Here is a 24,972-nt window from a genome sequence, read left to right as displayed (position 1 = left end):
GTGGTTCTCCTTCGTGCGCCGGAGCGCTGCTACGCCTTGCCCCGCCAGGGGACAAGAGCCTTTTCCAGGGACTTGAGCCCGAGATCGAGGGCGATGGCCGAGAGGCCGATCACGAGGATGCAGGCGAGGACGAGGGCCGTCTGGAGCTGCTGGCCGGCGAGGTAGGCGAGCCCGCCGATCCCGGGGATGCCGTTGGCGATCTCGGCCGCGACCACCGTGGTCCACGCGAAGCCGACCGCCACCCGGATGCCGGTGAGCACCTCCGGCAGCGTGGCCGGCAGCATCACGGTCGTGAGCGCCTGGCGGCGGCTCGCGCCGAGCGACAGGACGGCGTTGACCTGGTCGTCGCGCACGCCGCGGACCCCGCTGATCGTGGCCATCGTGATCGGCGGGAACGCCGCCAGGAACAGCAGCCAGATCTTGGAGGTGTCGCCGATGCCGAACCAGACGATGAGCAGGCCGATGTAGGCCAGCGGGGGCAGCGAGCGCAGGAAGTTGAGGTACGGCTCGAGCAGCGTGCCGAGCCACGTCGTACCCATCACTAGGCCGAGCGGGACGCCGACCACGATCCCGCCGCCGACCCCGATCGCGATCCGCTGCAGGCTGGCGAGCAGGTGCTCCCACAGGTAGTAGTTCTGCTCGCCGCGCACCATCCGGTCGGAGCCGGCGCTGATCGGGTGGTCGGTGTTGGCGCGCACGAACGCGTCCCAGACCTCACCCGGCCCGCGCAGGAACAGCGGTCGGACCAGCTCGAAGTGGGTCACCAGCCACCACAGCAGCAGGAACCCCAGCAGCGAGGTGGCGTGCAGCACCGCCCGCCGTGCACCCTGGTTCAGCATGTGCGTATCTAAACACACTGAACAAGTGGACTTACATGAGTTCGGTGGGTGGACTGGTCAGGGTGCGGCGCGGGCAGGGGTGAGTGGGCCGCCGTTCGTGACGCGGAGACGGAGGCTGGCTCACCGCCGCCCGGGGGCGCGCCCAGGCAGCGGTGACGCCCAGGCAGCGGTGACTGAGCCCCCTTTCGCGACGTGAGAACGGAGGCTGGCTCACCGCGACCCGGGGTGCGGCGCGGGCAGGGGTGAGTAGGCCGCCGTTCGTGACGCGGAGACGGAGGCTGGCTCACCGCCGCCCGGCGGCGACCGGCTCAGCCGTAGAGGCGGTCCACCACATCGGCGTACTTGGTGTTCACGACGCGGCGCTTGAGCTTGAGGGTCGGGGTGAGCTCGTCGGACTCGGCGGTCCACTCGACCGGGAGCAGCTCGAATGCCTTGACCTGCTCGGGGCGGGAGAGGCGCTCGTTGGCCTTGTCGACGGCGTCCTGGGCCATCGCCATGATCTCCGGCTTGGCGGCGAGGTCGGCGAGGTCGGCGAAGGTGATGCCCATCTTCTCCGCGACCAGCGGGGCGATCTCGGCGTCGAGCGTGAGCACGGCGACGACGTAGGGGCGGCCGTCGCCGATCGCCATCGCGTGGCCGACGATCGGCGACTCCTTGAGGTAGTTCTCGATGTTCGACGGCGCGATGTTCTTGCCGGCGCTGGTGATGATCAGCTCCTTCTTGCGATCGACGATCGCGAAGAAGCCGTCGTCGTCGAGCGTGCCGATGTCGCCGGTGTGCAGCCAGCCGTCCTCCTCGATGAGGGCGCGGGTGGCCGCCTCCTGGCGGTGGTAGCCGGGCGTCACGACGGGGCCGCGCACCAGCACCTCGCCGTCGTCGCCGAGCTTGACCTCCATGCCGGGCGTGGCGCGGCCCACGGTGCCGAGCTTGAAGCCGCCCGGGCCGTTGGCGGTGATCGCGCCGCAGGTCTCGGTCATGCCGTAGACGTCGTAGACCTTGAGCCCGAGGCCGGCCATGAACTTCGCGACCTCGAGCGGCATCGGCGCCGCGGCCGAGCCGGCCCAGGTGACCTGGTCGAGGCCGAGGAGCAGCTTGAGGAAGCCGAGGATCTTCTCCTCGGCCTCCTGGTAGGCCTGCTCGATCTCCGGCGTCATGGTGCCGCCGACCTCCTGCGCCTCCACCCAGGCGAGGCCCGCGGCCATGGCGTCCTGGACCATCTTCACGTTGTCGGGGTCGGGGTCGGCGGCGAGTCGGGCGGAGATGCCGGTCTTGATCTTCTCCCAGACCCGCGGCACGCCGAAGAACGCCGTGGGGTGGACCTCCCCCAGCGCCCCGAGCAGCTCGGCGGGGTCGCCGATCGCGTGCATGTGGCTGCCCTGGATCTGGGGGCCGTAGAGGCCCAGCACCCGCTCGGCGATGTGGGCCAGCGGCAGGTAGCTGACCGCCACCTGCGGCTCGTGGAGGCCCGCGGCCTCGAGGGTGCTGATCGCCTCGTAGAGCACGTTGTGGTGGGTGAGCACCACCCCCTTGGGGTTGCCGGTGGTGCCGGAGGTGTAGAGGATCGTCGCCGGCGTGTGCGGGGTGACCGCGCGCGCCCGGGTCTCGAGCTCGCCGGCCAGCCGCTCCCGCGCTGCGGCTCCGAGCGCGACCAGGCCGTCCCACGACAGGTACGTCCCGCCCTCGGGCACGTCGGCCGCCTCGATCACGACCACCGTGCGGATGCTGTCGACCTCCTCGAGCGCCTTGCTCCAGCGGGCCAGGTGGTCGGCGTTCTCGAGCACCACCGCGCTGGGCCGCGCCTCGCCGGCGACGTAGGCCACCTGGGTGGCCGACAGCGTGTTGTAGATCGACATCGGGGTGGCATCGGCGTGCACGGCGCCGATGTCGGCGACGTAGTGCTCCACCCGGTTGCTGGCCATGATCGCGACCGTGTCGTCGGGGGCGACCCCGCGCTCCACCAGCGCCGCGGCGACGTCGAGCGCCCGCTCGCGGGTCTCGGCCCAGGTCAGCGTCCGCCACGACTCGCCCTCGGCCGGGTGGTGCCGGTCGGAGTACGCCGGCTGGTCGGCCTTGTCGCGCGCGGTGTCGGCGAGCATGTCGATGAGCGTGCGCCCCTCGACCTGAGCCTGGATCCGGGCCCGCTCGGCCAGGACGTCGGCCTCCTGGCTGGTGGTGCTGCTGCTGGTGGGGTTCGTCGTCGTGGTCATGGGTCGCTCCCTCTCGGCGCCAGGATGGGCAAAGTCTGGCGGGGTGACCCCCGTCACACAAGGCTCAGACGCCGAGGAAGCGGCCGATGATCTCCTTCTGGATCTCGGTGGTGCCGCCGTAGATGGTCTGGATCCGACCGTCGGTGAACGCCTTCGCGATCGGGTACTCCGTCATGTAGCCGTACCCGCCGTGGATCTGCAGGCCCATGTCGGTGACCTTCTTCTGCAGCTCGGTGGTCCACCACTTCGCCATCGAGGCCAGCGCGGTGTCGACCTGTCCCTCGTTGAGCTTGAGGATGCAGTCGTTGACGAACAAGCGCGCGATGTAGGCCTCGGTGGCCATCTCGGCCAGGGCGAACCGGGTGTTCTGGAAGGCGCCGATCGGCTTGCCGAACGCCTGGCGGGTCTTGGCGTAGTCGAGCGAGAGCTCGAGCACCCGCTCGACGGCGGCGACGGCGATCGCCGCGATCGAGACCCGCTCCTGCGGCAGGTTCAGCATCAGCGAGACGAAGCCGGAGCCCTCCTCGCCCAGCAGGTTCTCCTTGGGCACCTCGACGTTGTCGAAGAAGAGCTCGGCGGTGTCCTGGGCCTTGAGGCCGACCTTGTCGAGGTTGCGGCCGCGCTCGAAGCCGGCCATCCCGCGCTCGACGACCAGCAGGCTGATGCCCTGGTGCCCGGCCTCGGGGTCGGTGCGCGCCACCACGATCACGACGTCGCTGAGGATGCCGTTGCTGATGAAGGTCTTCGAGCCGTTGAGGACGTAGTGGTCGCCCTTGTCGACGGCGCTGGTGCGGATGCCCTGGAGGTCGGAGCCCGCGCCCGGCTCGGTCATGGCGATCGAGGAGATCAGCTCGCCGCTCACGAGCCCCGGCAGCCACCGCTGCTTCTGCTCCGGCGTCCCGAGCTCGCTGATGTAGGGCACGATGATGTCGCTGTGCACGGGGAAGCCCAGCCCGCTGGCCCCGACCTTGGAGATCTCCTCGCTGACGATCGCGTTGTAGCGGAAGTCCTTGATCCCCGCGCCGCCGTACTGCTCCTCGACGTCGAAGCAGAGCAGCCCGGTCTCGCCCGCCTTGGTCCAGACCTCGCGGCTGACCTGACCGTCCTTCTCCCACTGGTCGTGGTGGGGGACGACCTCCTTCTCCAGGAAGGCGCGGACGGTGCTGCGGAAGTCCTCGTGCTCCTGCTCGTAGATGGAGGGGGTCTCGGGCATCGCGGTCTCCTGGCAGATTCGGGAAGGATGCGCTGTCAGAAAGCGCTGGACCTACTGTGACACCGGAACTGTCACGGTTTCAAGGTCAGGAGACGATCTCCTTGAGCTCGCGCACGGTCGCCGCCGGGTCCTCGCTCGCGGGCATCACGTTCAGGTGGGTCACGCCGGCCTCGCGGAACGCCGCGACCCGCTCCTCGACGTACGACCGCGGACCCACGAGGTTGCCCGCCTCCAGCCACTCCTCGGGCACCAGCGCCTCGGCCTCGCGCTTCTTGCCCGAGAGGTAGAGGTCCTGGATCTCGGCGGCCTCCTTCTCGTAGCCGTACTGGCAGGCGAGGTCGTTGTAGAAGTTCTTGCCGCGCGCGCCCATGCCGCCGACGTAGAGGGCGTAGACCGGGCGGGCGAAGTCGAGCATCGCCTTGACCTCCGGGCCCTCGCCGATCGCGACCATGCCCCCGGCGGTGACCTGGAGCGGCCCGAGCTCGGTGGAGCGCTTCGCGGCGCCGGCGGCCAGCGCCTCGCCCCACACCTCCTGCGCCTTCTCGGGGTAGAACAGGTGCGGCATCCAGCCGTCGGCGACCTCGGCGGTCATCCGCACGTTCTTGTCGCCCAGCGCGGCCACCCACAGCGGCACCGACGGCCGCTCCGGCTTGGTGAGCAGCTTCAGCGGCTTGCCGAGCCCCAGGCCCTGCCCCTCGGGCAGCGGCAGCTTCACGATGCCGTCGTTGGTGAGCGGCTCGCGCCGAAGACCGCGCCGGATGATGTCGATGACCTCGCGGGTGCGGCCCAGCGGCTTGTCGTACGGCAGCCCGTGGAAGCCCTCGATCACCTGCGGACCGGAGGCGCCCAGCCCGATGACCGCACGGCCGGCGGAGACGTTGTCGAGGCCGGCCGCGGTCTGCAGCAGCGCCCCGGGCGTGCGGGAGTAGACGTTGAGGATGCCGGCGCCGATCTCGATGGTCTCGGTCTTCGCGGCGAGGTAGCCCATCAGCGTGGGGGAGTCGAACCCGTAGGCCTCGGCCACCCAGACCAGGTCGAGCCCGGCCCGCTCGAGGTCGGTGACCTGGTCGGCCGCCTGGCGCGGGTTGCCGTCGTACATCAGCATCATCGAGAGCTTCATGACCGTGACAGTAACAGTGTCACAGTCGCGCGCGCGACGGCCGTGGACGCCGGCCGGGGACGCCGCCTGGGGACGCCGGCTGGGGACGCCGGCTGGGGACGCCGGCTGGAGACTTCGGCTGGGAGGCGCGGTCAGGTGGTCGGGATCATGCCCAGCTCGTCGCCGAGCGCGAGCCACAGGCTGGCGGCGTACTCGGTGGTGATGTGGTCGGTGTCGCGGTAGGACAGGGTGCCGCCGATCACCACCGGGCACTCGCCCTGCCAGCACAGCCACGGCGTCGGGTCGACCACCCGGGTGCCGGCGAGCCGGGCCGACTGCACCGCGACGTCGCCGAGGATCTGCGAGCGCTCGACGGGTCGGAACATGCAGTCGTAGAGGTCGGGCTCGCCGGTGGTCAGGCAGGTGGCCGGGTCGTCGTCGGACTTCGGCACGTCGCGCATCAGCACGACCTCGCGAGCCGCCTGCTCCAGCTCGATGAACAGCTCGTCGTAGCCGGCCCGAAGCACCGGCACGACCCGCTCGATGCTGTTGACCCGGGTGTCGCCGTCGTAGACGCCGTTGACCGGGGGCGACGAGGCCACCACGACCAGGTCGGGGTCGAGGGCCTCCACCTGCTCGACCACCCACTCCTGGAAGTCGGTGCAGTCGGTGAACGGCTGCGAGCCGTCGGCGGTGGCGACGGTGATGTGGGCCGCGGTGCACTGCGGCTTGACGAGGTAGAAGGCCTGCCAGTTGCCGGCCCGGGTGATCTTGTCGAACGCCGGGATCCAGGCCCGGGCGTGGGAGTCGCCGATCAGCACCAGGGTGCGGTCGCCGCCGTCCTCGCCCCGCTGGCAGAGCCGGCGCACGTTCTCGGCGTAGTCGCAGCCGCCGACGTCGGCGATGGAGTCGCGCAGCCGCATCAGGTTCGGGTCGAGGTCGCTCGGCACCGCCATCCGCTCGCGGGCGGCGGCCACCGAGGCGCGCACCAGCTCGACGGTGTCGTCGTGGCCGGTGCCGCTGACGGTGATCGCGGGGTTGTCGCCCCGCTCGCCGCCCTGCCAGGCCGTCCAGGTCCAGGCGCCCCACGCGGTGGCCGCGACCATGGCGAGGCTGGTGGGGTAGAGCACGAGCGCACGCCGGGCGCGCAGCCGCACCGAGACCCGGCCGCTGCGGAACGGCGTCTCGACGAAGCGGAAGGTCAGCGCCGAGAGCGCGAAGGTGACGGCCACCGCGGCGGCTGCCTCCCAGCCGCCGAGCCCGCGGCCGAGGCGGGCCTCGGCCAGCACCAGCACCGGCCAGTGCCACAGGTAGAGCGAGTAGGACCAGTCACCCACCAGGCGCAGGGGACGCACCGACAGTGCCCGGCCCACCAGCGACGTCGTGCCGGAGGCGCCGGCGAGCAGCAGCAGGGCGGTGCCGGTGACCGGCAGCAGCGCGGCGTAGCCCGGGAAGGCGGTGTCGGCGGTGAGCACCGCGCACGACGCCGCGATCGCCGCGAGCCCGAGCAGCCCCATCGAGGTGACGGCGCGCCGGGTGAGCCGGGCGCTGACCCGCGATGGCACCAGGGCGACCATCGCGCCGACGCCGAGCTCCCAGGCCCGGGTCAGCGTGGAGAAGTACGCCGCGGTGGGCTCGGCCCCGGTCTGCTGTATCGACCAGGCCAGCGAGAGTCCGGTGACGGTGAGCAGCACCATGAACACCGGGCCGCGCGGCAGCCGCTGCTCGCGCGTGCCCCCCAGCACGCGGGTGACCCCCACGCAGACCAGGAGCAGCAGCGGCCAGACGAGGTAGAACTGCTCCTCCACCGCCAGCGACCAGTAGTGCTGGAGCGGCGAGGGGCCCGTGTCCTGGGCGAAGTAGTAGACGCCCTGCTGGGCGAAGTGGACGTTGGCGGCGAACGCGCCGGCCCACAGCGCGTCGACCACGACCTGGCGGGCGTCGAGGAGGCTCAGCCACAGCACCGAGACCGCGACGGTGGCGAGGGTGACGACGGTCGCGGCCGGCAGGATCCGCCGCGCCCGCCGGGCCCAGAACGAGCCCACCGAGATCCGGCCGCCGGCCTGGAGCTCGCGGTAGAGCAGCAGCGAGATGAGGTAGCCCGAGACGACGAAGAACACGTCGACGCCGACGAACCCGCCCGGGAGGGCGGCGATGCCGGCGTGGGAGCCGATGACGACCAGGACCGCGACGGCTCGCAGCCCCTGGATGTCCCCTCGGATCTCGCGTGCCACGGCCGGCAATGATTCCTCTCTCGCCCCTGGGCAGGATATCGATTCTGGCACCCCCCAGCGGCGATTGCGCGCACCAGGTGGCATCATCCGCGGGAGTCGACCCCCTCCCGGCGCCGAGACCTCTCCCCGGGACCGAGCGCAGGAGCCCCACGTGACGAGCCACACCATCGCGGTCATCGGCGGTACCGGCCCCCAGGGCAAGGGCCTGGGCTACCGGTTCGCCCGGCACGGCCACACCGTGGTCCTCGGCTCCCGCTCGGAGGAGCGCGCGCTGCCCGTCGCCGACGAGGTCGGCGAGCGGCTGAGCGGGGTCGAGGGCGCCGGTCGGGTGACCGGAGCCGCCAACGCCGATGCCGTCGCCGCCGCCGACGTGGTGCTGCTCGCGGTGCCGTGGGACGGTCACGACGAGCTGGTCGCGACCCTGCCGCTGGCCGGCAAGACCGTCATCTCCTGCGTCAACCCGCTGGCCTTCGACAAGCGCGGCGCGCACGGCCTGGTGATCAACGGCGGCGAGGGCTCGGCGGCCGAGTCGGCCCAGGCGATCGCTCCCGAGGCGACCGTGGTCGGCGCCTTCCACAACGTCTCGGCCGTCGGCCTGTGGGGCGACGAGGAGTACCTCGACGAGGACGTGCTGGTCGTGGGCGACGTCGTGGAGGCCAAGGAGGTCGCCATCGAGCTCGCGGCCGCGGTGACCGGCCGGCCCGGCATCGACGCCGGCAAGCTCCGCCTGGCGCGCCAGCTCGAGCCGTTCACCGCCGTGCTGATCTCGATCAACCGCAAGTACAAGGTCCACTCCGGGGTGCGGATCAGCGGGCTCGACGCCCACTGACGCCGTCGGCGGGGGAGCGGCTCAGCGACCGCCGTTCCAGCTCTCCCACAGCGCGGCATAGGAGCCGCCCGCGGCGACCAGCTCGTCGTGCGTGCCGAGCTCGCTGACCCGGCCGTCCTCGACGACCGCCACCCGGTCGGCGTCGTGGGCCGAGAACAGCCGGTGCGCGATCGCGACCACGGTGCGACCCTCGAGCACCGCCGCCAGCGAGCGCTCGAGGTGGCGCGCGGCGCGGGGGTCGATGAGCGACGTCGCCTCGTCGAGCACCAGCGTGTGGGGGTCGGCCAGCACCAGGCGCGCCACCGCGACCTGCTGGGCCTGCGCTGCCGTGAGCGCCCGGCCGCCGGAGCCGACCACCGTGTCGAGGCCGTCGGGCAGCGCGTCGACCCAGGGCAGCGCGTCGACGGCCGCGAGCGCCGCCCGGACGTCGTCGTCGGTGGCGCCGGCGGGCGCGGCCAGGGCGAGGTTGTCGCGCAGGGTGCCGACGAAGACGTGGTGCTCCTGGGTCACCAGCGCGACGTGGCCGCGCAGCTCGTCGAGGGGGAGCTCGACCAGCCCGACCCCGCCGACGGTCACCTCCCCGGTGCGCGGCGGGTGGATCCCGGCCAGCAGCCGTCCGAGCGTCGACTTGCCGGCTCCCGACGGGCCGACCACCGCGATCCGCTCCCCGACGCCTACGTCGAGGTCGACCCCGTGCAGCACGTCGCGCCCGTCGACGTAGGAGAACCGGACGTCGTGGGCGGTGAGCCGCTCGCCGTCGGGGCGGCGGCCGGTCACCTCGCGGTCGTCGGGCACGTCGGCGACGCCGAGCAGCCGGGCCAGCGAGGCCGCGCCCATCTGGAGCTCGTCGAGGATGCTGACGATCCGGTCGACCGGGTCGATGAGCATCTGCACGTAGAGCACCGCAGCCGTGACCTCGCCGAGGGACACCGAGCCCTGCGTGTAGAGCCAGCCACCGAACAGCAGGGTGGCCACGGTCGGCACCAGGTAGGAGAGCTCCATGCTCGGGAAGAACACGGTGCGCAGGCGCAGCGTGTAGCGCTCGGCCTCGTAGGACTCGCGGATGTCGTCGTCGAGGGCCCGCACCCGCGCCTCGCGCAGCCCCAGCGCCTCGACCGTGCGCGCACCCTCCACGGTCTCGGTGAGCGTCGCGTTGATGGCGGAGTACGACGCGCTCTCGCGCAGGTAGCCGTCCTTGGCGCGTGCGAGGTACCACCGCAGCCCGATCACCAGCGGGGGCAGGCCGAGCAGGCACGGCAGCGCGACCCACCAGCCCACGCTGACCGCGGCGGCGAAGGTGACGACCGCGGTGATCACGGCGATCGTCCACTCGGGCACCGCGAACCGCACCGACCAGCCCAGCCGGTCGACGTCGTTGTTGGTGCGGGTGAGCAGGTCGCCGGAGCCGGCCGACTCGACCACGCCCACGGGGAGGGCCAGCGCGTGGTCGACGAAGTCCTCGCGCAGTGCGGCCAGCACCTGCTCTCCGAGCACCTGGCTGAGCAGTCGCGCCCAGCGGGTCAGCAGGGTCTGGGCGAGCAGGAACCCGCCCAGCAGCAGGACGATCGTGTCGACGTGGCGGGTGGTGGTGCCGTGCTCGACCGACTCGACCAGGCTGCCGAGGAGCCGCGGTGCGGCCAGGGCGGCCAGGGCGGCCAGCAGGTGCAGGGCCACCGCGCCCCAGAGCTGGCGGGGGTGGCGGCGCGCGAGCCGGGCCGCGTAGCGGCGTACCGCCCGGCCGTCGGCCACCGGCAGCGCGGTCATCGGCCGGCCTCCGCGGGCTCGGACTCGCGGGTGACGAGGGCGCGGTAGTCGGGCTCGCCCTCCATCAGGTCGACGTGCCGCCCCTGGGCGACCACCCGGTCGCCGCGCAGCCAGGCGACCTCGTCGACGACGTCGAGCACCAGCGGGCTGCCGGTCGTGACCACGGTGGTGCGGCCGGCGCGCGCGGCCCGCAGCCGGGAGGCGATCCGGGCCTCGGTGTGGGCGTCGACCGCCGACGTCGGCTCGACCAGCACGAGCACCTCGGGGTCGAGCGCGAGCACGCGCGCCAGCACCAGCCGCTGGCGTTGGCCGCCGGAGAAGGTCCGGCCGCGCTCGGCCACCACCCCGTCGAGACCGCCCGGCACCGCGTCGAGCACGTCGGCGGCCGCGGCGACGTCGAGCGCGCGGTCGAGGTCGCCGCGGCCGGTCACGTCGAGGACGTCGCCGAGCCGGCCCGAGAAGAGCGCCGAGCCGGTGTCGGAGACCACCACCCGGCGGCGTACCTCCTCGCGCGCCAGCCGGGCCAGGGGGACCCCGCCCAGGGTGACGTCGTCGTCCACCTCGGCCGCGCACAGCCCCAGCCGGTCGGCCAGCGCCGCCGCGTCGTCGGGCTGGTCGGAGACGACCGCGACCAGCCGGCCGCCGCGCACGTGGAGGCCGCTGCGGGCGTCGCGGAGGTCGCCCCCGGCCGGTGGTCCGGCCAGCGGTACCGTGGTCTCGGCGTGGTCGGGGTCGAGGGCGAGGAAGCGGCACACCCGGGCCGCCGACACCCGCCCCTTGATCAGCTTGTTGGCGTACTCGGTGGCGGTGCGCAGCGGGATCATCAGGAACGCGGAGTAGCCGTAGAACGCCACCAGCTCGCCGGTGGAGATCTGGCCGGCGACCGCCGAGCGGGCGCCGAGCCAGACCACGACCACCACGAACACGCCGGGCAGGAACACCTGCAGCGCGTCGAGCACCGACTGCAGCCGGGCGACCTCCACGCCGGCCCGGCGCGCGGCCTGCGACTCCCGGCGGTAGCGGTCGAGGAAGACCCTCTCGCCGCCGACGCCACGCAGCACCCGCAGCCCGCTGACGATGTCGCTCGCGGTGTTGGCGAGCCCGCCCATCAGGTGCCGCTGGTGGCGGCTGCGCCGGTCGAGCGGCCGCAGCACGGGCGCGATCAGGCCCATCAGCAGCGGCACCCCGAGCAGCACCACCAAGCCGAGGGTCACCGAGGTCTGGAGCAGGATCACTGCCACGAGCACGAAGCTCACCACCGCACCGGCGAACCGGGCGGTGACGTCCATGACCTGCCCGATGTGGGACAGGTCGCTGCTGCCGATCGCGACCACCTCACCGGTCGAGGTACGCCGGCGCAGGCTGCCGCCCAGCCGCACCGTCTGCCGGCCCGCGAGCTGGACGACGCGGAAGGCCGCGACCAGCCAGTTGGTGACCGCGAACCGGTGCCGCATGATCCCGCTGGCCGCCTGCACCAGGCCGACCAGCAGCAGCAGTCCGGCCAGCCGGAGCAGCGCCCCGCCGTCGCGGTCGGCGACCCCGTGGTCGATGGCCAGGCCGATCACCGCCGGCATCACCGCCTGCGAGCTCATCCAGACGATGCCGAAGCACATCCCCATCACCAGCGTCGGCCACTGCCCCCGCGCGAGCCACCACAGCAACCGCCCCGCCGACCGGTGGTCGGCGGTGCCGGGGTGGTCGAGGGGCAGGCGGCGCACCGACCCCACGCTAGGTCGCGGCGCCGATGCTTCGCCAGCGAATTACCCCGCGGCGTGCGCTGGTTGAGGAAGGACGAAGTCCTTCACTCGTTACCCGGTGAGCCGAACGCCCTCCCGCAACCACCTCGGGCGGCCCAGGTTTCGCCGAGCCGTCGTTGATTGACGCCGGGTCGGCGATATCCGCGTCCGCATCCGGTGGGGAAGGGAGGGCGTTCGGCCGGCGGGGGTTTCGAGACAGTCGCTAGCGCGACTTCCTCAACCAACGGGGCCACCGCTGGTTGAGGAAGGACGAAGTCCTTCACTCGTTACCCGGTGAGCCGGATGCCCTCCGGGACTCGGGCTGCTCCGGTGCTGACTCGGGGCGCCCGCGCGGCTAGCAGGCCGACGCTCGCCGTCAAGGATTCCCTGCGGCGCCTTCGGCGTCCTTGACCGCGAGCCTCGGTCGGCCTGCTTGTACGGCGCACTGCCGGCACTCGCAAGCTCGCGCCGCCAGCAGTGCGCGGGCGCTCGTACCCACCGCTGGTTGAGGAAGGCGTGCAACGCCTGTCTCGAAACCCGGCGAGACGAACGCCCTCCCGCAACCACCTGCGGGCAGCCCAGGTTTCGCCGAGCCGTCGTTAATTAACGACGGCTCGGCGATACCCGAGTCCGCATCCGTTGGGGACGGAGGGTGTTCGGCAGGCGGGGGTTTCGAGACAGTCGCTAGCGCGACTTCCTCAACCACCGGCGACCCAGGTAACGATCGGGTCACAACGTCGAATCCCCGTTGTGGACAACGCGAAAACCGGCCGGGGACTGTCGGTGGTCGGTGCTTGGGTAGAGGCATGACAGCGAAGGCCACACCCCACGGACGGCACCGCATCTCGCGGGCCGTCGGCGAGGTGCGCGCCACGCTGGACGACGTAGGCGAGCTGCCGCTGTGGAGCATGCAGGCACCCGAGACAGCCGAGACCCTGACCGAGATCGCCAAGCTCGAGTCCCAGGTGGCGGCGCTGAAGCTGAGGGTCGCCAAGCACGCCCAGACCCAGAAGGTCGAGGCCGCATCCGGTGCCACCTCGACCGCAGCGTGGCTCGCCGTCGCCACCCACGCCACCCGCCGCGAGACCGCCAGGACGATGCGGCTGGCCGAGCAGCTCGACACCATGCCGATCGTCGCGCAGGCGCTGGCCCGCGGTGACCTGCTGCTGGAGCAGGCCGAGGTCATCGCCCGCGCGATCGACAAGCTCCCCGACGACGTCGACGCCGCGGTCCGCGAGCAGGCGCAGGCCAAGCTGGTCGAGCTGGCCCGGCACCACGACGCCAGGGACCTCACGATCTTCGGCAACCGGATCCTCGACATCGTCTGCCCCGAGGTCGGGGAAGCAGCAGAAGCCGAGGCGCTGGCTCGCGAGGAGCGGGAGGCCGAGAAGGCCTGCAAGCTCACCATGCTCGACGACGGCGAGGGCCGGACCCACGGCAGGTTCGTCATCCCGACCATGCACGCCGAAGCTTTGAAGAAGGCGTTGTTCGCCCACGCGGCGCTCACCCACGGGAAGGTGACCGCGCAGTCGCTGGGCCAGGCGTTCTGCGACTACATCCTCCGTTACCCCGCAGACAGCCTGCCCCAGCGCGGAGGGGTCAACGCCACCGTCGTCGTGACCATCCCCCTGGCCGTGCTCGAAGGACGCCTGGCGGCGTGCGAGCTCGACACCGGCACCCGGATCAGCCCCGGCGCCGCACGACGCCTCGCCTGCGAAGCCGGACTCATCCCCGCGGTCTTCGACGGGCAGTCGCAGGTCCTCGACCTCGGCCGCACCCGACGTCTCTTCTCGACCGGTCAGCGGATCGCGCTCGGTCTCCAGCAGAAGACCTGCCGCAGCGAGGGCTGCGACCGACCCGCGTCGACCTGCGAGGCCCACCACAAGACCCGCTGGACCGACGGCGGCAAGACCGACCTCAAGGACGGCGTCCTGCTCTGCCCGTCGCACCACCACAGGGCACACGACCCGATGTACAACACGACCTACCTGTCGAGCGGGAAAGTCCAGTTCCACAGGCGCAACTGATCGCTGGTTGAGGAAGTTGCGCTAGCAACTGTCTCGAAACCCCGGAGGACGACAACCCTCCCGTTCCTAACGGAGGGCGCGCGTCTCACCCGGGTGACGAGACAGGACTTCGTCCTTCCTCAACCAGCGTCGAGCCCGCACGAACGACGGGCGAAGGCGACCGCGTTGCCGCCGCCCGCCGGGGTCATCCGGAGCAGGATCTCGCCGGGACGGCCGTCGAGGGTGAAGTGCAGGCGGAACGCCGTGGCGTTGCCGCCCTCGAGGAACGCGTGGTCGTCGCAGCGCGCCGGCTTGAGGGGCAGGTCGATCCGGACGGGGTCGGTGCCGGTGATCCGGCGGCCCGGCGCCCAGGCTCCTGGTCCCTCGGCCGAGCCCAGCAGGTGGGAGCCGCTGACCCGGTCGATGACGAGGTCGTGGCCCTCCGCGCCGCCGGTGGGGCGGACGAGGAGCGTCAGGGTGCCGACCGCGCCGGCGCCGGAGCCGTCGTCGGTCACCTCGTCGAGCCAGCCGACGTCGGCCACCCGGGCGAGGGCGAGCTCCTGGCAGCGCGAGCGCGTGTAGCGGCCCACCACGTCGGTGGGGTCGGTGACCCGCACCCGCTCGGTGCGGCCGCCGTGGGTGATCTCGACGACGCCGCTCTCCGGCCGGGCCGTGCCGTCGCAGCGAGGCCGGGCCGGGAGCGGGACCGGGAAGCCGCGCTCGGAGCCGGCCGGGTTGGTGCGCAGCCGCTCGGCGTCGATCGGCCGCCGGAAGTGTGGGTCGCGGTAGACGATCCGGCTGGGGGTCACCGGAGCGGTGGTGTCGTTGTCGATCCACACCTGCATCCGGCCCAGCGAGGCGTCGATCGACGACTGGCGCATGTCGGCGAGCTGGCGGCCCGTGGGTGGGGGGTCCTCGGGGCGGGGGAGCGGGCTCAGGGTGCGCACGGTCGGGGGCGCGGTGGCGTCGGCGTCCGCCCCGGCGGCCGGGTCGTCGTCCCCGCCTCCGCAGCCGGCCAGCAGCAGCGCCCCGGCGAGCAGCAGGGGGAGCGGGTGGGTCCGCCGCCTAGGCACCGACGGCCAGCCCGTCGACCACCTCGGCCCCCGGCAGCTCGCCGACCAGCCGGCCCGGCAGCAGCAGCTTCGACCGGCGGGTGCCGGAGCCGATCACGGCGACCGGCATCGCCACCACCCGGGCGTCGACCAGCAGCCGCCAGCCCTCCGGCAGGCCGACCGGCGTGATGCCGCCGTACTCCATGCCCGACTCCTCGACCGCCCGCTCCACCTGCAGGAACGACGCCTTGCGCACCTCGAGGGTGCGCTTGACGAGGTTGTTGACGTCGGCGCGGGTGTCGGCCCGCACCACGCACGCCGCGATCCGCTCCGCGCCGTCGCGCCGGCCGCCGACGACGACGCAGTTGGCGCCGGTGTCCATGCCGAGGTCGTAGGCCTCGGCCATCGCGGCGGTGTCGGCGACCATGGGGTCGATCTCGACCACCGCCACCTCGGCCGCGCCCGCCCACCTGGCCAGCGCGGCGGCCACGGGCGGCGCGAGCAACCCGGGGTGGTCGAGCGCGGGCACCGAGGTCAGGGTGCCGAGGGACGGGAGGCTCACGGCCCCATCCTGACCCATGCCCGTCGCGTGCGGTTCACGTCGAGGCGGTCGCGCCGTCACCTCGTGGGGCTCCACTCGAGGGGTGACCACGCTGGCGCGGCCTCCCGCCCCGATCGTCATCGGCCACCGGGGCGCCCCGGGCTACCGGCCCGAGCACACCCTGGCCTCCTACCGCCTCGCGCTCGCGCTCGGCGTCGACGCCGTCGAGCCCGACCTCGTCGTCACGCGCGACGGCGTGCTGGTGGTGCGCCACGAGAACGAGATCAGCGCCACGACCGACGTCGCCCTGCACCCCGAGCTCGCCGACCGCCGCACCACCAAGGTGGTCGCGGGGCGCGAGGTGACCGGCTGGTTCACCGAGGACCTCACCCTCGCCGAGCTCAAGACGCTGCGCTGCGTGGAGCGGCTGCCCGACCTGCGCCCCGGCAACCGTCGCTACGACGGCCGGTGGCCGGTGGCCACCTTCGACGAGCTCCTGCTGCTCGTCGCCGAGGAGGGACGGCGCCGCGGCCGCCCGGTGGGCGTGCACGTCGAGCTGAAGACGCCGTCGTACTTCGCCGGGCTCGGGCTCCCGCTCGAGGAGGCGGTGCTCGCCGCGCTGCGCGACCACGGGCTCGACCGGCCCGGCTCCGGGGCGGTGGTGCAGAGCTTCGAGACCGCGGCGCTGCGGTCGCTGCGGGTGCACACCGCCCTGCCCCTGGTGCAGCTGATCGACTCGGTGGGCGCGCCCGCCGACTGCGTGGCGACCGGTGACCCCACGACGCACGCCGACCTCGCCAGCGCGCGCGGGCTGCGGATGGTCGCGGGCTACGCCGACCTCGTGGGCGTGCACCGCGACCTGGTGCGCCCGCGCGATCCCGCCACCGGCCGCACCGCGGACACCACGACGCTGGTCGACGACGCCCACCTGGCCGGGCTCCGGGTGCTCGTCTGGACGCTGCGCGCCGAGAACCGCCACCTGCCCGCCGAGCTGCGCAACGGCGCGGCCCCCGGTGCGCACGGCGACGCCCGGGCCGAGGCCCGGGCGTTCCTGGAGGCGGGGGTGGACGGTGTCTTCAGCGACCACCCCGACCTGGCGCTCAGCGCGCGCGAGGACTGGCTGCTCGACGCCGCGCTCGCGGTCTAGCCGACCGGGCCGCCTGCAGCCGGGCCGGCAGCCTGGTGCTGGGCCACGGCCCGGGCCCACACCTTGTCGACCGACGGGATCAGCACCCAGCCGACGAGGTAGGCCAGCACCACGCTGCCGAACCCGACGACGGCCAGCACCACGGTCAGCAGGCGGACCAGGGTGACGTCCATGCCGACGTACTCGGCGATCCCGGAGCAGATGCCGCCGAACACCCGGTCGTCGGTGCGGCGGACCAGCCGCCGCGGCATCTGCGGACCCGTGGGCGGCTGGTAGGGCTGGTACGGGGGCTGGGGGTTCGGGGTGGTCATCGCTCCTCCTCGGGAGTGGCGTCGGTGGGCTCGGTGGTCTGCTCGTGGATGGGCTCGGTGGGCTCGGTGGGCGCGATGGGCTCGATCGGCTCGGGAGGTGCGACCGGCTCGGGGGACCCGGACCGGCGCCGGGTGCTGTGGAACGCGGTCACGGCCAGGCCGACCGCGCCGGCGAGCACCCACGGCACCGGCAGCAGCCAGCGGACGTCGCCGTCGTCGACGACGTCGCCCTCGACCAGGGCCCAGACGCCGACCAGCGCGACGAAGGCGAGGCCCATGACCAGGGCGCCGACGTTGACGGGGTGCCACCCGGAGGTGGGGGCGTCGGCGGGTGCGGTGGTGTCGTTCATCGGGTGACCTCCTCGGTCGCGACGGAGCGGGCCGCCGGCGGGGCGACCGGTGCCGGGGGAGCACGGTCGGGGGTGGGCCGGTCCTCGTCGTCGAGGCTGGAGACGGTGTGCACCTCGACCTCGCCGACGCCGACCCGGGCCTCGATGGTCAGCTCGGGAGCGCCGGGGCCACCGTCGTGGCGACCCTCCTCGCGGATGTCGAAACCGCCGTGCTCCTCGTCGAAGATCAGTGACCCGCCGATCGCGTCCACCCGGCTGCGGACGACGACCGAGAGCGCCTCGGGCACGATCACCTCCACGTGGCCGACATCGGCCCGGAGCCGGATCAGCCGGCCGTCGAGCGCCTCGAGGTCGGCGACGTCGCCGAGGTCGAGCCGGATCTCACCGCCGCCGATGTCGTAGCTGGAGCGGACGTCGGCCGCCGTGGCCGGGCGGAGGTGCATGGTGGTGCCGTCCCACTCGCCGGCGGCGGTGGTGGCGGCGGTCGCCAGGGCCGCGACGAGCCCCACGAAGATCAGGCCGCCGGGGCGGCCCCACACGGAGCCGACCAGCAGCATCAGGCCCACGACCCCCAGCACCAGGGCGGGGTACGCCGAGTCGGCGACGTCGACGCCGGCCAGGTCGAGGGTGGCGAGCAGGCCGACCGCGACCGCGGACAGGGCGAGGGTGAACCAGAACAGCACCGGGCCGCGCTTGCGCGGGTTGCGGGGCTCACGGGGCGGAGCGGGGGGCCGGCCCCACGCGGCCGGGGGCGCCGGCGCCATCGGCGCGGTGGGTGGTGCCGTGGTGGTGCCGCCGGACCCAGCGGTGGCCGGCGGTGCCGGCGGCGCCGTCGGGTCGGCCGGCGCGAAGCCCCACGACTCGCTGCGGCGGTCGAGCTGGGTGAGCACGACGAGCGCGACCACCCCGATCACCGCGAGCGGCCAGGGGAAGTCGAACTGCCCGACCGAGTCGCCGAGGAGGGCCAGCACCGCGATGCCGCCGATCACGGCCAGCGCGATCGTGCGGTTGCGCTCGTCGAGGCCCAACGGGGCCCGCTCGGCCCCCTCCTCGGGCACGAGCAGCCAGCAGGCGCCGTAGATGATCAGGCCCGCGCCGCCGAAGAAGGTGAGGACGACGAGGGCGACCCGCACCACGACGGGGTCGATGTCGAGGTGGCGGCCGAGGCCGCCCGCGACGCCCGCGACCTTGCGGTCGGCGCGGCTGCGGCGGAGGCGGCCGAGGTCACGGACCTCCTCGCGGGTGGCGCGAGGTCCGGAGTCCGGGCCGGGCGGAGGCGTGGGGTGCTGGTGGCTCTGCTCGGGCCCGGCACCGGGGGCCTCGGGTGTGGTGTTCATGTCCACCAGACTGGTCGCTCGCGGGATCGCGCACCATCGGGGACGCCCCTGATCCCGGGGAGCCGGCGCGGGGTGCGGGTCAGGGGTCCCTCGGGGTCGAACCTCATGGGACGCACCCTCGCGCTGTGTGACGATTGAGGGGCCATGAGCACGCCGACGCTGTCACCGCCGACCGTCCGCCGCGCCACCCGCGACACCGAGGCCCCGGTCGTCGGTGGGGTCGCGGCCGGCCTGGCGCGCCACCTGGCGCTCCCGGTGGTCTGGGTGCGGGCGGCGTTCGTCGTCACGGCGGCCTTCGGCGGCCTCGGCGTCGCCTTCTACGCCGGGCTCTGGATGGTGCTGCCGGCCGACAGCCGGTTCGAGACCGCCACCCCGGGCGCCGAGTCGGCGTCGCGGGGCGGTCGCCGGCCAGGGCGGGTGCGCCGGCTCTCCGACGTGGGCCCGGCGATCGCCCTCGCCGCGCTCGGCCTGGGCGCGATCCTCTTCGTCGAGGCGCTCTTCGGGCGGGGCGCGGTGCTCTGGCCGGTGCTGGTGGCGCTGGCCGGGGTCGCCCTGCTGTGGCGACAGGCCGACGAGGCGCAGCGCGAGCGCTGGGTCGACTCCACGGGCCGGATCGACCCGGTGCGGATCGTGCTGGGCAGCGGCGGCTGGGCGGCGTACGCCCGGATCGCCTGCGGCATCGTGCTGCTGATCTCGGCCGCCTTCATCGTGGGCTTCGACAACGGCAACGCCGGCGACGCCCGCGGCGTGCTGGTGGCTGCGCTGCTCGGGGTGCTCGCGATTGCCTTCGTGGTGGGACCGTGGGTGTTCCGGCTCGCCGCCGACCTGTCGGCCGAGCGCGAGGAGCGGGTGCGCACCCAGGAGCGCGCCGACGTCGCCGCCCACCTCCACGACTCCGTGCTGCAGACCCTCGCCCTGATCCAGAACAACGCCGGCGACTCCGCCACCGTGGCCCGGCTGGCCCGCGCCCAGGAGCGCGACCTGCGGGCCTGGCTCTACTCCGGCGAGGCCACCGACGAGCGCACGCTGGCCAGCGCGCTGCGCGGCGCCGCGGCCGAGGTGGAGGACGCCCACGGCGTCACCGTCGACGTCGTGAGCGTGGGCGACTGCGACTTCGACGAGCTGCTCCGTCCGGTCGTGGCCGCGACCCGCGAGGCGGTCACCAACGCCGCCAAGCACGCCGGCACCGGCCGGGTCGACGTCTACGCCGAGATCACGCCGGGGGCGGTCGACGTGTTCGTGCGCGACCGCGGGCCCGGCTTCGACCTCGACGCCGTGCCCGTCGACCGGCTGGGCGTCCGCGGCTCGATCATCGACCGGATGGCCCGCCACGGCGGCCGCGCCGAGATCCGCTCCGCCCCCGGCGGGGGCACCGAGGTGCGGCTGCACCTCTCCCGACCCGAGCAGTCCCCACGCCAGGAGGAGAACCATGGCTGACGCACCGGTCCGAGTGGTGGTCGTCGACGACCACGCGATGTTCCGCAGCGGCGTGCGCGCCGAGCTGGCCTCGGCCGGCGCGGGCGTCGTCGACGTGCTGGCCGAGGCCGCGGACGTCGACGAGGCGGTCGCCGCGGTGCAGGCGCACCGCCCGGACGTCGTCCTGCTCGACGTGCACCTGCCCGGCGGGGGCGGGGTCGAGGTGATGCGGCGGCTGGCCGCCACCGAGACCCGGTTCCTGGCGCTGTCGGTCAGCGACGCCGCCGAGGACGTCATCGGCACCATCCGCGGCGGCGCCCGCGGCTACGTCACCAAGACCATCACCGGCCCCGAGCTGGTCTCGGCGATCCGGCGGGTCGCCGACGGCGACGCGGTGTTCTCGCCGCGGTTGGCGGGCTTCGTGCTCGACGCGTTCGCCGGCTCGATCGAGGTGGCCGCCGTCGACGAGGACCTCGACCGGCTCACCGAGCGCGAGCGCGAGGTGATGCGGCTGATCGCCCGCGGCTACGCCTACAAGGAGGTGGCCAAGGAGCTGTTCATCTCCATCAAGACCGTGGAGACCCACATGTCCAACGTGCTGCGCAAGCTCCAGCTCTCCTCGCGCCACGAGCTGACGCGCTGGGCGACGGACCGTCGGCTGCTCTAGCCCGGCACCCGCCCCGCCGCGGCGGCCGGTCCCACCTCGTGGGGAGCTCGAGCCAGCGCCTCGAGCAGCTCCGCCGAGGTGCGCCCTGCGTCGTGGGCGGCGAAGTCCTGCGCGATCCGCCTGGCAGCCTCGCGCAGACCCGGCTCCTCGAGCAGGCGACGTACCGCGTCGCGAAGCGCCGCCTCGGTGGGATCGGCCTTGCGCAGGTCGAGGCCCGCCCCGGCCCACGCGATCCGCGCCGCGACCTCCGGCTTGTCCTCCGTCGTGCCGGCGATGGCGAGCGGCACGCCGTGGGCCAGCGCGATCTGCACGCCGCCGTAGCCCCCGTTGGTCACCATCGCCGATGCGTGGGGGAGCACCTCGTCGTAGGGCAGGTAGGGAACGTGCACGGCGTTGGCCGGCAGCACCTCCGGCCGCTCCCCGCCCACTGCGACGACGTGGACCGGCTCGCCGGCGAGGGCGCGCAGGCCCGGACCCACGAGGGAGTCCCGGCCGGTGGCCACGGTGCCCTGCGTCAGCACGACGATCGGGCGCCCACCAGCCAGGCCCGACCAGTCGGTGGCCGACGACGACGGCAGGCCGCTACTGACGAGCGGGCCGACGTAGTGGACCTGCGGCGGTAGGTCGCTTCGGGGGTAGTCGACAGCTTCGGTGCCGGTCTGCAGGAACAGGTAGGGGGACGCCACGGCCTCGAAGACCCCGAGGGGCGATCGCGGCAGGCCGAGTCGCGCCCGCACGACCGCGTGGTGCCTCTCGACGCCGCGCATGGCCACCCGCATGCCGAAGGACAGCAGGCCCGCCCTCAACCGGGCCGCGTTCGTCCGCGGGGGCGGCAACCCGGGCCCGAAGGGCGCCACGTCGCGGCTGGGCAGCGCGAGCGGCGTCACGCCGATGGAGGCCCAGCGGGGTCCGCCGAGCTCGTGCTGCACGCGGGTGCCCATGACGCCCGTGTCGGCGACGACGACGTCGGCGTCGTAGGTCGCGAGCACCCGGCGGTAGTCGCGCACCTGCGCCGGGATCTCGTCGAGGAAGACGTGCTTGATGTCGAAGGTGATTCCGGCAACGCCGCTCAGGGCTTCCCGTTGCGGAAAGCGCTCGGCGAGCCCGCCGCCGTGGGCGGGGTCGTGGCTGTGCACGAAGGGCTCGAACCCGGCGCCCGTCGACTCGACGAGCTGCTCGAACTCTCGCCCGGCGAGCCAGCGGACCTCGTGCCCGCGCTCAACCAGGGCGTTCGCGACCGGCACGGCGGGGTGGGTGTGCCCCGCCGCGGGCAAGGTGGCCAGCAGGAATCGCAGCGGGGACCTGCGTTCGGACGGGCCGGGGCGACTCACGACTGCCCCGGCACGGGACCGAGCATCTCGATGCCGTGCTCGTCGGCGAGCGCGAGCACGGCATCCATCGACGGGCTGCCGTGGGTCGCGAGCCCGGCGGCGGCGCGAGTGAAGCCCTCCATCACCGCGCCGGGGGTGTGCACGGCGAACGCCTCGGCGACCTCGTCGGTCTCGTTGCGGATGGTGTGCGGTGTGCCGCCCGCGAGCGGCATGACCTCGCCGGCCCGCACCGCGATCCGGTCGACCCCTCCGTCGGCCCGGCCGAGGTAGAAGGCGAGCTCGCCGGACAGCACGTGGTAGACCTCCGCGGGCTCGTGCCGATGCATGAGGGGCGGGCCGCCTCCGGGAGGCATCCGCACCAGGATGGCGAAGATCGCCCCGTCGGTCTGGGCGCAGCTGGCGAGGATCGCGATCTCGTCGGTCCCCAGGGGCAGGCACTCGGCCTCGGTCAATGACGTCGGTGTGTCGACAGGTAGCATGTCCATATGGGAAAGATAGACAGGCAGCCTGTCTGATGTCAAGGGAGCTGCCTCTCGAGGCCGGCCGCGGTCGACCGGTGAACACCGTGGTGCTGCTCCGGGAGGCCTACGTCGTGCTGAACGGACGGGTGCTCGCCCGCTTGGCCGAGACCGGTCACGGCGCGGTGCGGCCCGCGCACAGCGCGGTCTTCGAGTACCTGGACGACACGGGTACGACGGTGGCGCGGCTCGCCGAGCGGGCGCAGATGACCAAGCAGGCGATGGCCGAACTCGTGGGCCACCTGGAGAGGCACGGCTACGTCGTACGCCGTCCCGACCCCGAGGACCGGCGCGCCAAGCTGGTGCTGGCCACCGACAAGGGCCGCGAGGTCTTCGCCATCGCGCGCACCGTGGTGCCGGAGGTGGAGGGGGAGATCGACGCCCTGCTGGGTCCGCGCCGCGCCGCCGCCCTACGCAAGGACCTCGACCTCCTGCGCGGCGGGTAGCCGGCCCCTTGCCCCTGGGTATGGCCCGCTCGCCCGTTCGGGTACCGGCGGCCGCACGGCTGAGCGTGACCGGACCTCAGGAGGACCAATGACCGCCACCCACGAGCCTGCTGTCGAAGAGCTCGACGACACCGACCTCAAGCGCTCCATCACCGGTCGGCAGCTGTTCTTCTACGTGCTGGGCGACGTGCTCGGCTCGGGCATCTACGTCCTCATCGGCGCCGTCGCGGCGGCCGTCGGCGGGGCGTTCTGGCTGGCGTTCCTGGTCGGCGTCACCGTCGCCACGCTCACCGGCATGGCCTACGCCGAGCTGGTGACCAAGTACCCCCGGGCAGCGGGAGCGTCGCTCTACGTCAACCGGGCGTTCGGCATCCCCGCGGTGACCTTCCTGGTGACCGTGGCGATGCTGGCCTCCAGCTTCGCCGCCTCCGGCTCGCTGGCGGCGGGCTTCTCCGGCTACTTCGCCGAGGTCTGGGCCGGTCCGCCGGCGCTGCTGGTCTCGATCCTGTTCGTCGTCGCGCTGTGCGTCATCAACTTCATCGGGATCACCGAGTCGGTCGTGGCCAACGTCGCGATGACCCTGGTCGAGATCACCGGCCTGCTGATCGTCGTCCTCATCGGCCTCGGCACGATCTTCGGCGGCGACGCCGACTTCGCGGTGCTGGTCGACTTCGACGGCGGCGACAACTGGATGCTCGCGCTGATCGCCGGTGTCGCCCTCGGCTTCTTCGCCATGACCGGCTTCGAGAACGCCGCCAACGTCGCCGAGGAGTGCACCGAGCCGCGGCGTACCTTCCCCAAGGCCCTGGTCGGCGGCATGGTGGGCGCCGGCATCGTCTACGTCACGGTCGCGATCGCCGCCGCCCTGACCGTGCCGGTCGACCAGCTCGCGGCGTCGAAGGCGGCGCTGCTCGAGGTCGTCGAGACCGGCTTCCTCGGCCTGCCGCAGTCGTTCCTCTCCACCCTGTTCGCCGTGATCGCGATGGTCGCGATCACCAACACCACGCTGGTCACGTTCGTGACCCAGTCGCGGATCCTCTACGGCATGGCCAACGAGGACGTCGTGCCCAACGTGTTCGCCAAGGTGCACTCGTCGCGTCGCAGCCCCTGGGTCGGGCTGCTGTTCTCCGGCGTGGTGGTGGCCGGGCTCCTGGTGGCCAGCCACGTGCTGCCCAAGGTCGAGGACGTCAGCGTCGTCGAGCGGCTGGCCGCCGTGACCGTGCTGCTGCTCCTCTTCGTCTACGCGTCGGTGATCGTGTCCGCGCTCAAGCTCCGCGGCGAGGACGAGACGCCCGACACCTACCGCGCCCCGACCCTGCTGCTGCTCGCCGGCCTGGTCGGCAACCTGGTGCTGCTCGGCTACGTCGTCTACGACGACCCGACCTCGCTGTGGTGGTCGCTGGCCCTGATCGGGCTCGGGGTGGTCCTCTTCGTGCTGGAGTACTTCTTCGGCTCCAACGACCGCCCGGAGGGCGTCGAGCGGGGTGACCCGGCGGCCCTGAAGGACTGATCCGCTACCTTGCGGGCCATGGAGATCCTGCGCCTGGTCCTGCTGCTGCTCCACCTGCTCGGCTTCGCCGCGCTGTTCGGCGGCCTGCTGGCGCAGGCGCGGCTCCCCGAGAAGCGGGTCAACGACCTGATGCGCGACGGCGCCGGCACGGCGGTGCTCGCCGGGCTCGCCCTGGTCGGCGTCCTTGAGGCCGGTGACGGCGACGTCGACCACGCCAAGGTCGGCGTCAAGCTGGTCGTCGGCGTCGTGATCCTGGTGCTGGTGATGGCCAACCTGCGCAAGGAGCGGATCCCGCAGGGCCTGTGGGCGTTGCTGCTCCTGCTGACCGTCGCCAACGTCGCGGTCGCGGTGTTCTGGTCGCCCGTCCACGGGTCCTACTGACGGGGTCCGGGCGGCGCCACGCGGCGCCGTAGGCTGGG

Annotated in this window: 22 protein-coding genes; 8 read left to right on the top strand and 14 right to left on the bottom strand. The window is 73.1% G+C overall.

Translation table 11 applies throughout. From position 1 onward, the window contains the following. Positions 1 to 29 precede the first annotated feature (29 nt). From JT721_RS03180 to JT721_RS03160, 5 genes are all read right to left on the bottom strand, one after another. Complete coding sequence (locus JT721_RS03180) at positions 30 to 839, bottom strand: ABC transporter permease (protein WP_205471448.1); 810 nt, start codon at positions 837 to 839, stop codon at positions 30 to 32. A gap of 308 nt (positions 840 to 1,147) precedes the next feature. Then, positions 1,148 to 3,046 carry a long-chain fatty acid--CoA ligase gene (locus tag JT721_RS03175; protein WP_205471447.1) on the bottom strand — a complete coding sequence of 633 codons (1,899 nt, stop codon included), beginning with the start codon at positions 3,044 to 3,046 and terminating at the stop codon, positions 1,148 to 1,150. A gap of 64 nt (positions 3,047 to 3,110) precedes the next feature. Beyond that, positions 3,111 to 4,259 carry an acyl-CoA dehydrogenase family protein gene (locus JT721_RS03170; RefSeq protein WP_205471446.1) on the bottom strand — a complete coding sequence of 383 codons (1,149 nt, stop codon included), beginning with the start codon at positions 4,257 to 4,259 and terminating at the stop codon, positions 3,111 to 3,113. An 85-nt stretch (positions 4,260 to 4,344) separates the two neighbouring features. Further along, positions 4,345 to 5,379 (bottom strand): LLM class F420-dependent oxidoreductase, encoded by a 1,035-nt coding sequence (locus JT721_RS03165; protein ID WP_205471445.1) that lies wholly within the window; start codon positions 5,377 to 5,379, stop codon positions 4,345 to 4,347. 131 nt (positions 5,380 to 5,510) lie between these two features. Next, complete coding sequence (locus JT721_RS03160) at positions 5,511 to 7,592, bottom strand: acyltransferase family protein (protein ID WP_205471444.1); 2,082 nt, start codon at positions 7,590 to 7,592, stop codon at positions 5,511 to 5,513. Positions 7,593 to 7,743: 151 nt separating this feature from the next. On the opposite strand from JT721_RS03160, the gene npdG reads away from it, so the two are divergent. Continuing rightward, the gene (npdG, locus tag JT721_RS03155; RefSeq protein WP_205471443.1) at positions 7,744 to 8,421 is read left to right on the top strand and encodes an NADPH-dependent F420 reductase; all 678 of its coding nucleotides are present in this window, start codon (positions 7,744 to 7,746) and stop codon (positions 8,419 to 8,421) included. A 21-nt stretch (positions 8,422 to 8,442) separates the two neighbouring features. Here npdG and JT721_RS03150 read toward each other — a convergent pair whose 3' ends face one another. Both JT721_RS03150 and JT721_RS03145 read right to left on the bottom strand, forming a co-directional pair. Continuing rightward, the gene (locus tag JT721_RS03150) at positions 8,443 to 10,185 is read right to left on the bottom strand and encodes an ABC transporter ATP-binding protein (RefSeq protein WP_205471442.1); all 1,743 of its coding nucleotides are present in this window, start codon (positions 10,183 to 10,185) and stop codon (positions 8,443 to 8,445) included. Continuing rightward, positions 10,182 to 11,903, bottom strand: coding sequence for an ABC transporter ATP-binding protein (locus JT721_RS03145; RefSeq protein WP_205471441.1), 1,722 nt, complete (start codon positions 11,901 to 11,903; stop codon positions 10,182 to 10,184). Before JT721_RS03145 ends, JT721_RS03150 begins: the two co-directional genes overlap by 4 nt. A gap of 824 nt (positions 11,904 to 12,727) precedes the next feature. Between JT721_RS03145 and JT721_RS03140 the strand changes: the two genes are divergently transcribed. Further along, positions 12,728 to 13,948, top strand: a complete 1,221-nt coding sequence (locus JT721_RS03140) for an HNH endonuclease signature motif containing protein (protein ID WP_205471440.1) — start codon at positions 12,728 to 12,730, stop codon at positions 13,946 to 13,948. 119 nt (positions 13,949 to 14,067) lie between these two features. On the opposite strand, the gene JT721_RS03135 is transcribed toward JT721_RS03140, so the two are convergent. Continuing rightward, positions 14,068 to 15,000 (bottom strand): hypothetical protein, encoded by a 933-nt coding sequence (locus JT721_RS03135; RefSeq protein ID WP_205471439.1) that lies wholly within the window; start codon positions 14,998 to 15,000, stop codon positions 14,068 to 14,070. Beyond that, positions 14,993 to 15,541, bottom strand: coding sequence for a YbaK/EbsC family protein (locus tag JT721_RS03130; protein ID WP_307827863.1), 549 nt, complete (start codon positions 15,539 to 15,541; stop codon positions 14,993 to 14,995). The genes JT721_RS03135 and JT721_RS03130 overlap by 8 nt, the downstream gene beginning before the upstream one ends. A gap of 82 nt (positions 15,542 to 15,623) precedes the next feature. Between JT721_RS03130 and JT721_RS03125 the strand changes: the two genes are divergently transcribed. Next, positions 15,624 to 16,667: a glycerophosphodiester phosphodiesterase family protein gene (locus JT721_RS03125; protein ID WP_307827862.1), complete on the top strand. Its 1,044-nt coding sequence runs from the start codon at positions 15,624 to 15,626 to the stop codon at positions 16,665 to 16,667. Here JT721_RS03125 and JT721_RS03120 read toward each other — a convergent pair. The 3 genes from JT721_RS03120 to JT721_RS03110 are packed head-to-tail and all read right to left on the bottom strand — an operon-like array spanning position 16,664 to position 18,665. Beyond that, positions 16,664 to 16,978 (bottom strand): PspC domain-containing protein, encoded by a 315-nt coding sequence (locus tag JT721_RS03120; RefSeq protein ID WP_205471436.1) that lies wholly within the window; start codon positions 16,976 to 16,978, stop codon positions 16,664 to 16,666. The genes JT721_RS03125 and JT721_RS03120 overlap by 4 nt on opposite strands. Continuing rightward, positions 16,975 to 17,328, bottom strand: coding sequence for a hypothetical protein (locus JT721_RS03115; RefSeq protein ID WP_205471435.1), 354 nt, complete (start codon positions 17,326 to 17,328; stop codon positions 16,975 to 16,977). Before JT721_RS03115 ends, JT721_RS03120 begins: the two co-directional genes overlap by 4 nt. Continuing rightward, complete coding sequence (locus tag JT721_RS03110; RefSeq protein ID WP_205471434.1) at positions 17,325 to 18,665, bottom strand: PspC domain-containing protein; 1,341 nt, start codon at positions 18,663 to 18,665, stop codon at positions 17,325 to 17,327. Before JT721_RS03110 ends, JT721_RS03115 begins: the two co-directional genes overlap by 4 nt. A gap of 144 nt (positions 18,666 to 18,809) precedes the next feature. On the opposite strand from JT721_RS03110, the gene JT721_RS03105 reads away from it, so the two are divergent. After that, positions 18,810 to 20,102, top strand: a complete 1,293-nt coding sequence (locus JT721_RS03105) for an ATP-binding protein (protein WP_205471433.1) — start codon at positions 18,810 to 18,812, stop codon at positions 20,100 to 20,102. Further along, positions 20,095 to 20,748, top strand: a complete 654-nt coding sequence (locus JT721_RS03100; protein ID WP_205471432.1) for a response regulator transcription factor — start codon at positions 20,095 to 20,097, stop codon at positions 20,746 to 20,748. The genes JT721_RS03105 and JT721_RS03100 overlap by 8 nt, the downstream gene beginning before the upstream one ends. On the opposite strand, the gene JT721_RS21580 is transcribed toward JT721_RS03100, so the two are convergent. Together JT721_RS21580 and JT721_RS03090 are read right to left on the bottom strand one after the other, a co-directional pair. After that, a complete protein-coding gene (locus JT721_RS21580) occupies positions 20,745 to 21,992 on the bottom strand; it encodes a nucleotide disphospho-sugar-binding domain-containing protein (RefSeq protein ID WP_205471431.1) in 1,248 nt (415 codons plus the stop codon). The two genes, JT721_RS03100 and JT721_RS21580, sit on opposite strands and share 4 nt — an antisense overlap. 83 nt (positions 21,993 to 22,075) lie before the next feature. Further along, positions 22,076 to 22,564 carry a cupin domain-containing protein gene (locus JT721_RS03090; protein ID WP_205471430.1) on the bottom strand — a complete coding sequence of 163 codons (489 nt, stop codon included), beginning with the start codon at positions 22,562 to 22,564 and terminating at the stop codon, positions 22,076 to 22,078. A 29-nt stretch (positions 22,565 to 22,593) separates the two neighbouring features. Between JT721_RS03090 and JT721_RS03085 the strand changes: the two genes are divergently transcribed. The 3 genes from JT721_RS03085 to JT721_RS03075 all read left to right on the top strand — a co-directional run bounded on the left by JT721_RS03085 (position 22,594) and on the right by JT721_RS03075 (position 24,934). Further along, positions 22,594 to 23,043 (top strand): MarR family winged helix-turn-helix transcriptional regulator, encoded by a 450-nt coding sequence (locus JT721_RS03085; RefSeq protein ID WP_205471429.1) that lies wholly within the window; start codon positions 22,594 to 22,596, stop codon positions 23,041 to 23,043. 88 nt (positions 23,044 to 23,131) lie between these two features. After that, positions 23,132 to 24,553, top strand: a complete 1,422-nt coding sequence (locus JT721_RS03080; RefSeq protein WP_205471428.1) for an APC family permease — start codon at positions 23,132 to 23,134, stop codon at positions 24,551 to 24,553. 18 nt (positions 24,554 to 24,571) lie between these two features. Continuing rightward, positions 24,572 to 24,934 (top strand): hypothetical protein, encoded by a 363-nt coding sequence (locus tag JT721_RS03075; protein WP_205471427.1) that lies wholly within the window; start codon positions 24,572 to 24,574, stop codon positions 24,932 to 24,934. Positions 24,935 to 24,972: the final 38 nt, after the last annotated feature.

The sequence above is a fragment of the Nocardioides sp. SYSU D00038 genome (assembly GCF_016924665.1).
Classification (GTDB): domain Bacteria; phylum Actinomycetota; class Actinomycetes; order Propionibacteriales; family Nocardioidaceae; genus Nocardioides.
This window is presented reverse-complemented; position numbering and strand designations above follow the sequence as displayed.

What these genes read in the sequence shown, in the direction of transcription:
- JT721_RS03180 (WP_205471448.1), bottom strand. Translation starts at nt 839, where the DNA reads ATGCTGAACCAGGGTGCACGGCGGGCGGTGCTGCACGCCACCTCGCTG.
- JT721_RS03175 (WP_205471447.1), bottom strand. Translation starts at nt 3,046, where the DNA reads ATGACCACGACGACGAACCCCACCAGCAGCAGCACCACCAGCCAGGAG.
- JT721_RS03170 (WP_205471446.1), bottom strand. Translation starts at nt 4,259, where the DNA reads ATGCCCGAGACCCCCTCCATCTACGAGCAGGAGCACGAGGACTTCCGC.
- JT721_RS03165 (WP_205471445.1), bottom strand. Translation starts at nt 5,379, where the DNA reads ATGAAGCTCTCGATGATGCTGATGTACGACGGCAACCCGCGCCAGGCG.
- JT721_RS03150 (WP_205471442.1), bottom strand. Translation starts at nt 10,185, where the DNA reads ATGACCGCGCTGCCGGTGGCCGACGGCCGGGCGGTACGCCGCTACGCG.
- JT721_RS03140 (WP_205471440.1), top strand. Translation starts at nt 12,728, where the DNA reads ATGACAGCGAAGGCCACACCCCACGGACGGCACCGCATCTCGCGGGCC.
- JT721_RS03120 (WP_205471436.1), bottom strand. Translation starts at nt 16,978, where the DNA reads ATGACCACCCCGAACCCCCAGCCCCCGTACCAGCCCTACCAGCCGCCC.
- JT721_RS03115 (WP_205471435.1), bottom strand. Translation starts at nt 17,328, where the DNA reads ATGAACGACACCACCGCACCCGCCGACGCCCCCACCTCCGGGTGGCAC.
- JT721_RS03110 (WP_205471434.1), bottom strand. Translation starts at nt 18,665, where the DNA reads ATGAACACCACACCCGAGGCCCCCGGTGCCGGGCCCGAGCAGAGCCAC.
- JT721_RS03105 (WP_205471433.1), top strand. Translation starts at nt 18,810, where the DNA reads ATGAGCACGCCGACGCTGTCACCGCCGACCGTCCGCCGCGCCACCCGC.
- JT721_RS03100 (WP_205471432.1), top strand. Translation starts at nt 20,095, where the DNA reads ATGGCTGACGCACCGGTCCGAGTGGTGGTCGTCGACGACCACGCGATG.
- JT721_RS03090 (WP_205471430.1), bottom strand. Translation starts at nt 22,564, where the DNA reads ATGGACATGCTACCTGTCGACACACCGACGTCATTGACCGAGGCCGAG.
- JT721_RS03085 (WP_205471429.1), top strand. Translation starts at nt 22,594, where the DNA reads ATGTCAAGGGAGCTGCCTCTCGAGGCCGGCCGCGGTCGACCGGTGAAC.
- JT721_RS03080 (WP_205471428.1), top strand. Translation starts at nt 23,132, where the DNA reads ATGACCGCCACCCACGAGCCTGCTGTCGAAGAGCTCGACGACACCGAC.
- JT721_RS03075 (WP_205471427.1), top strand. Translation starts at nt 24,572, where the DNA reads ATGGAGATCCTGCGCCTGGTCCTGCTGCTGCTCCACCTGCTCGGCTTC.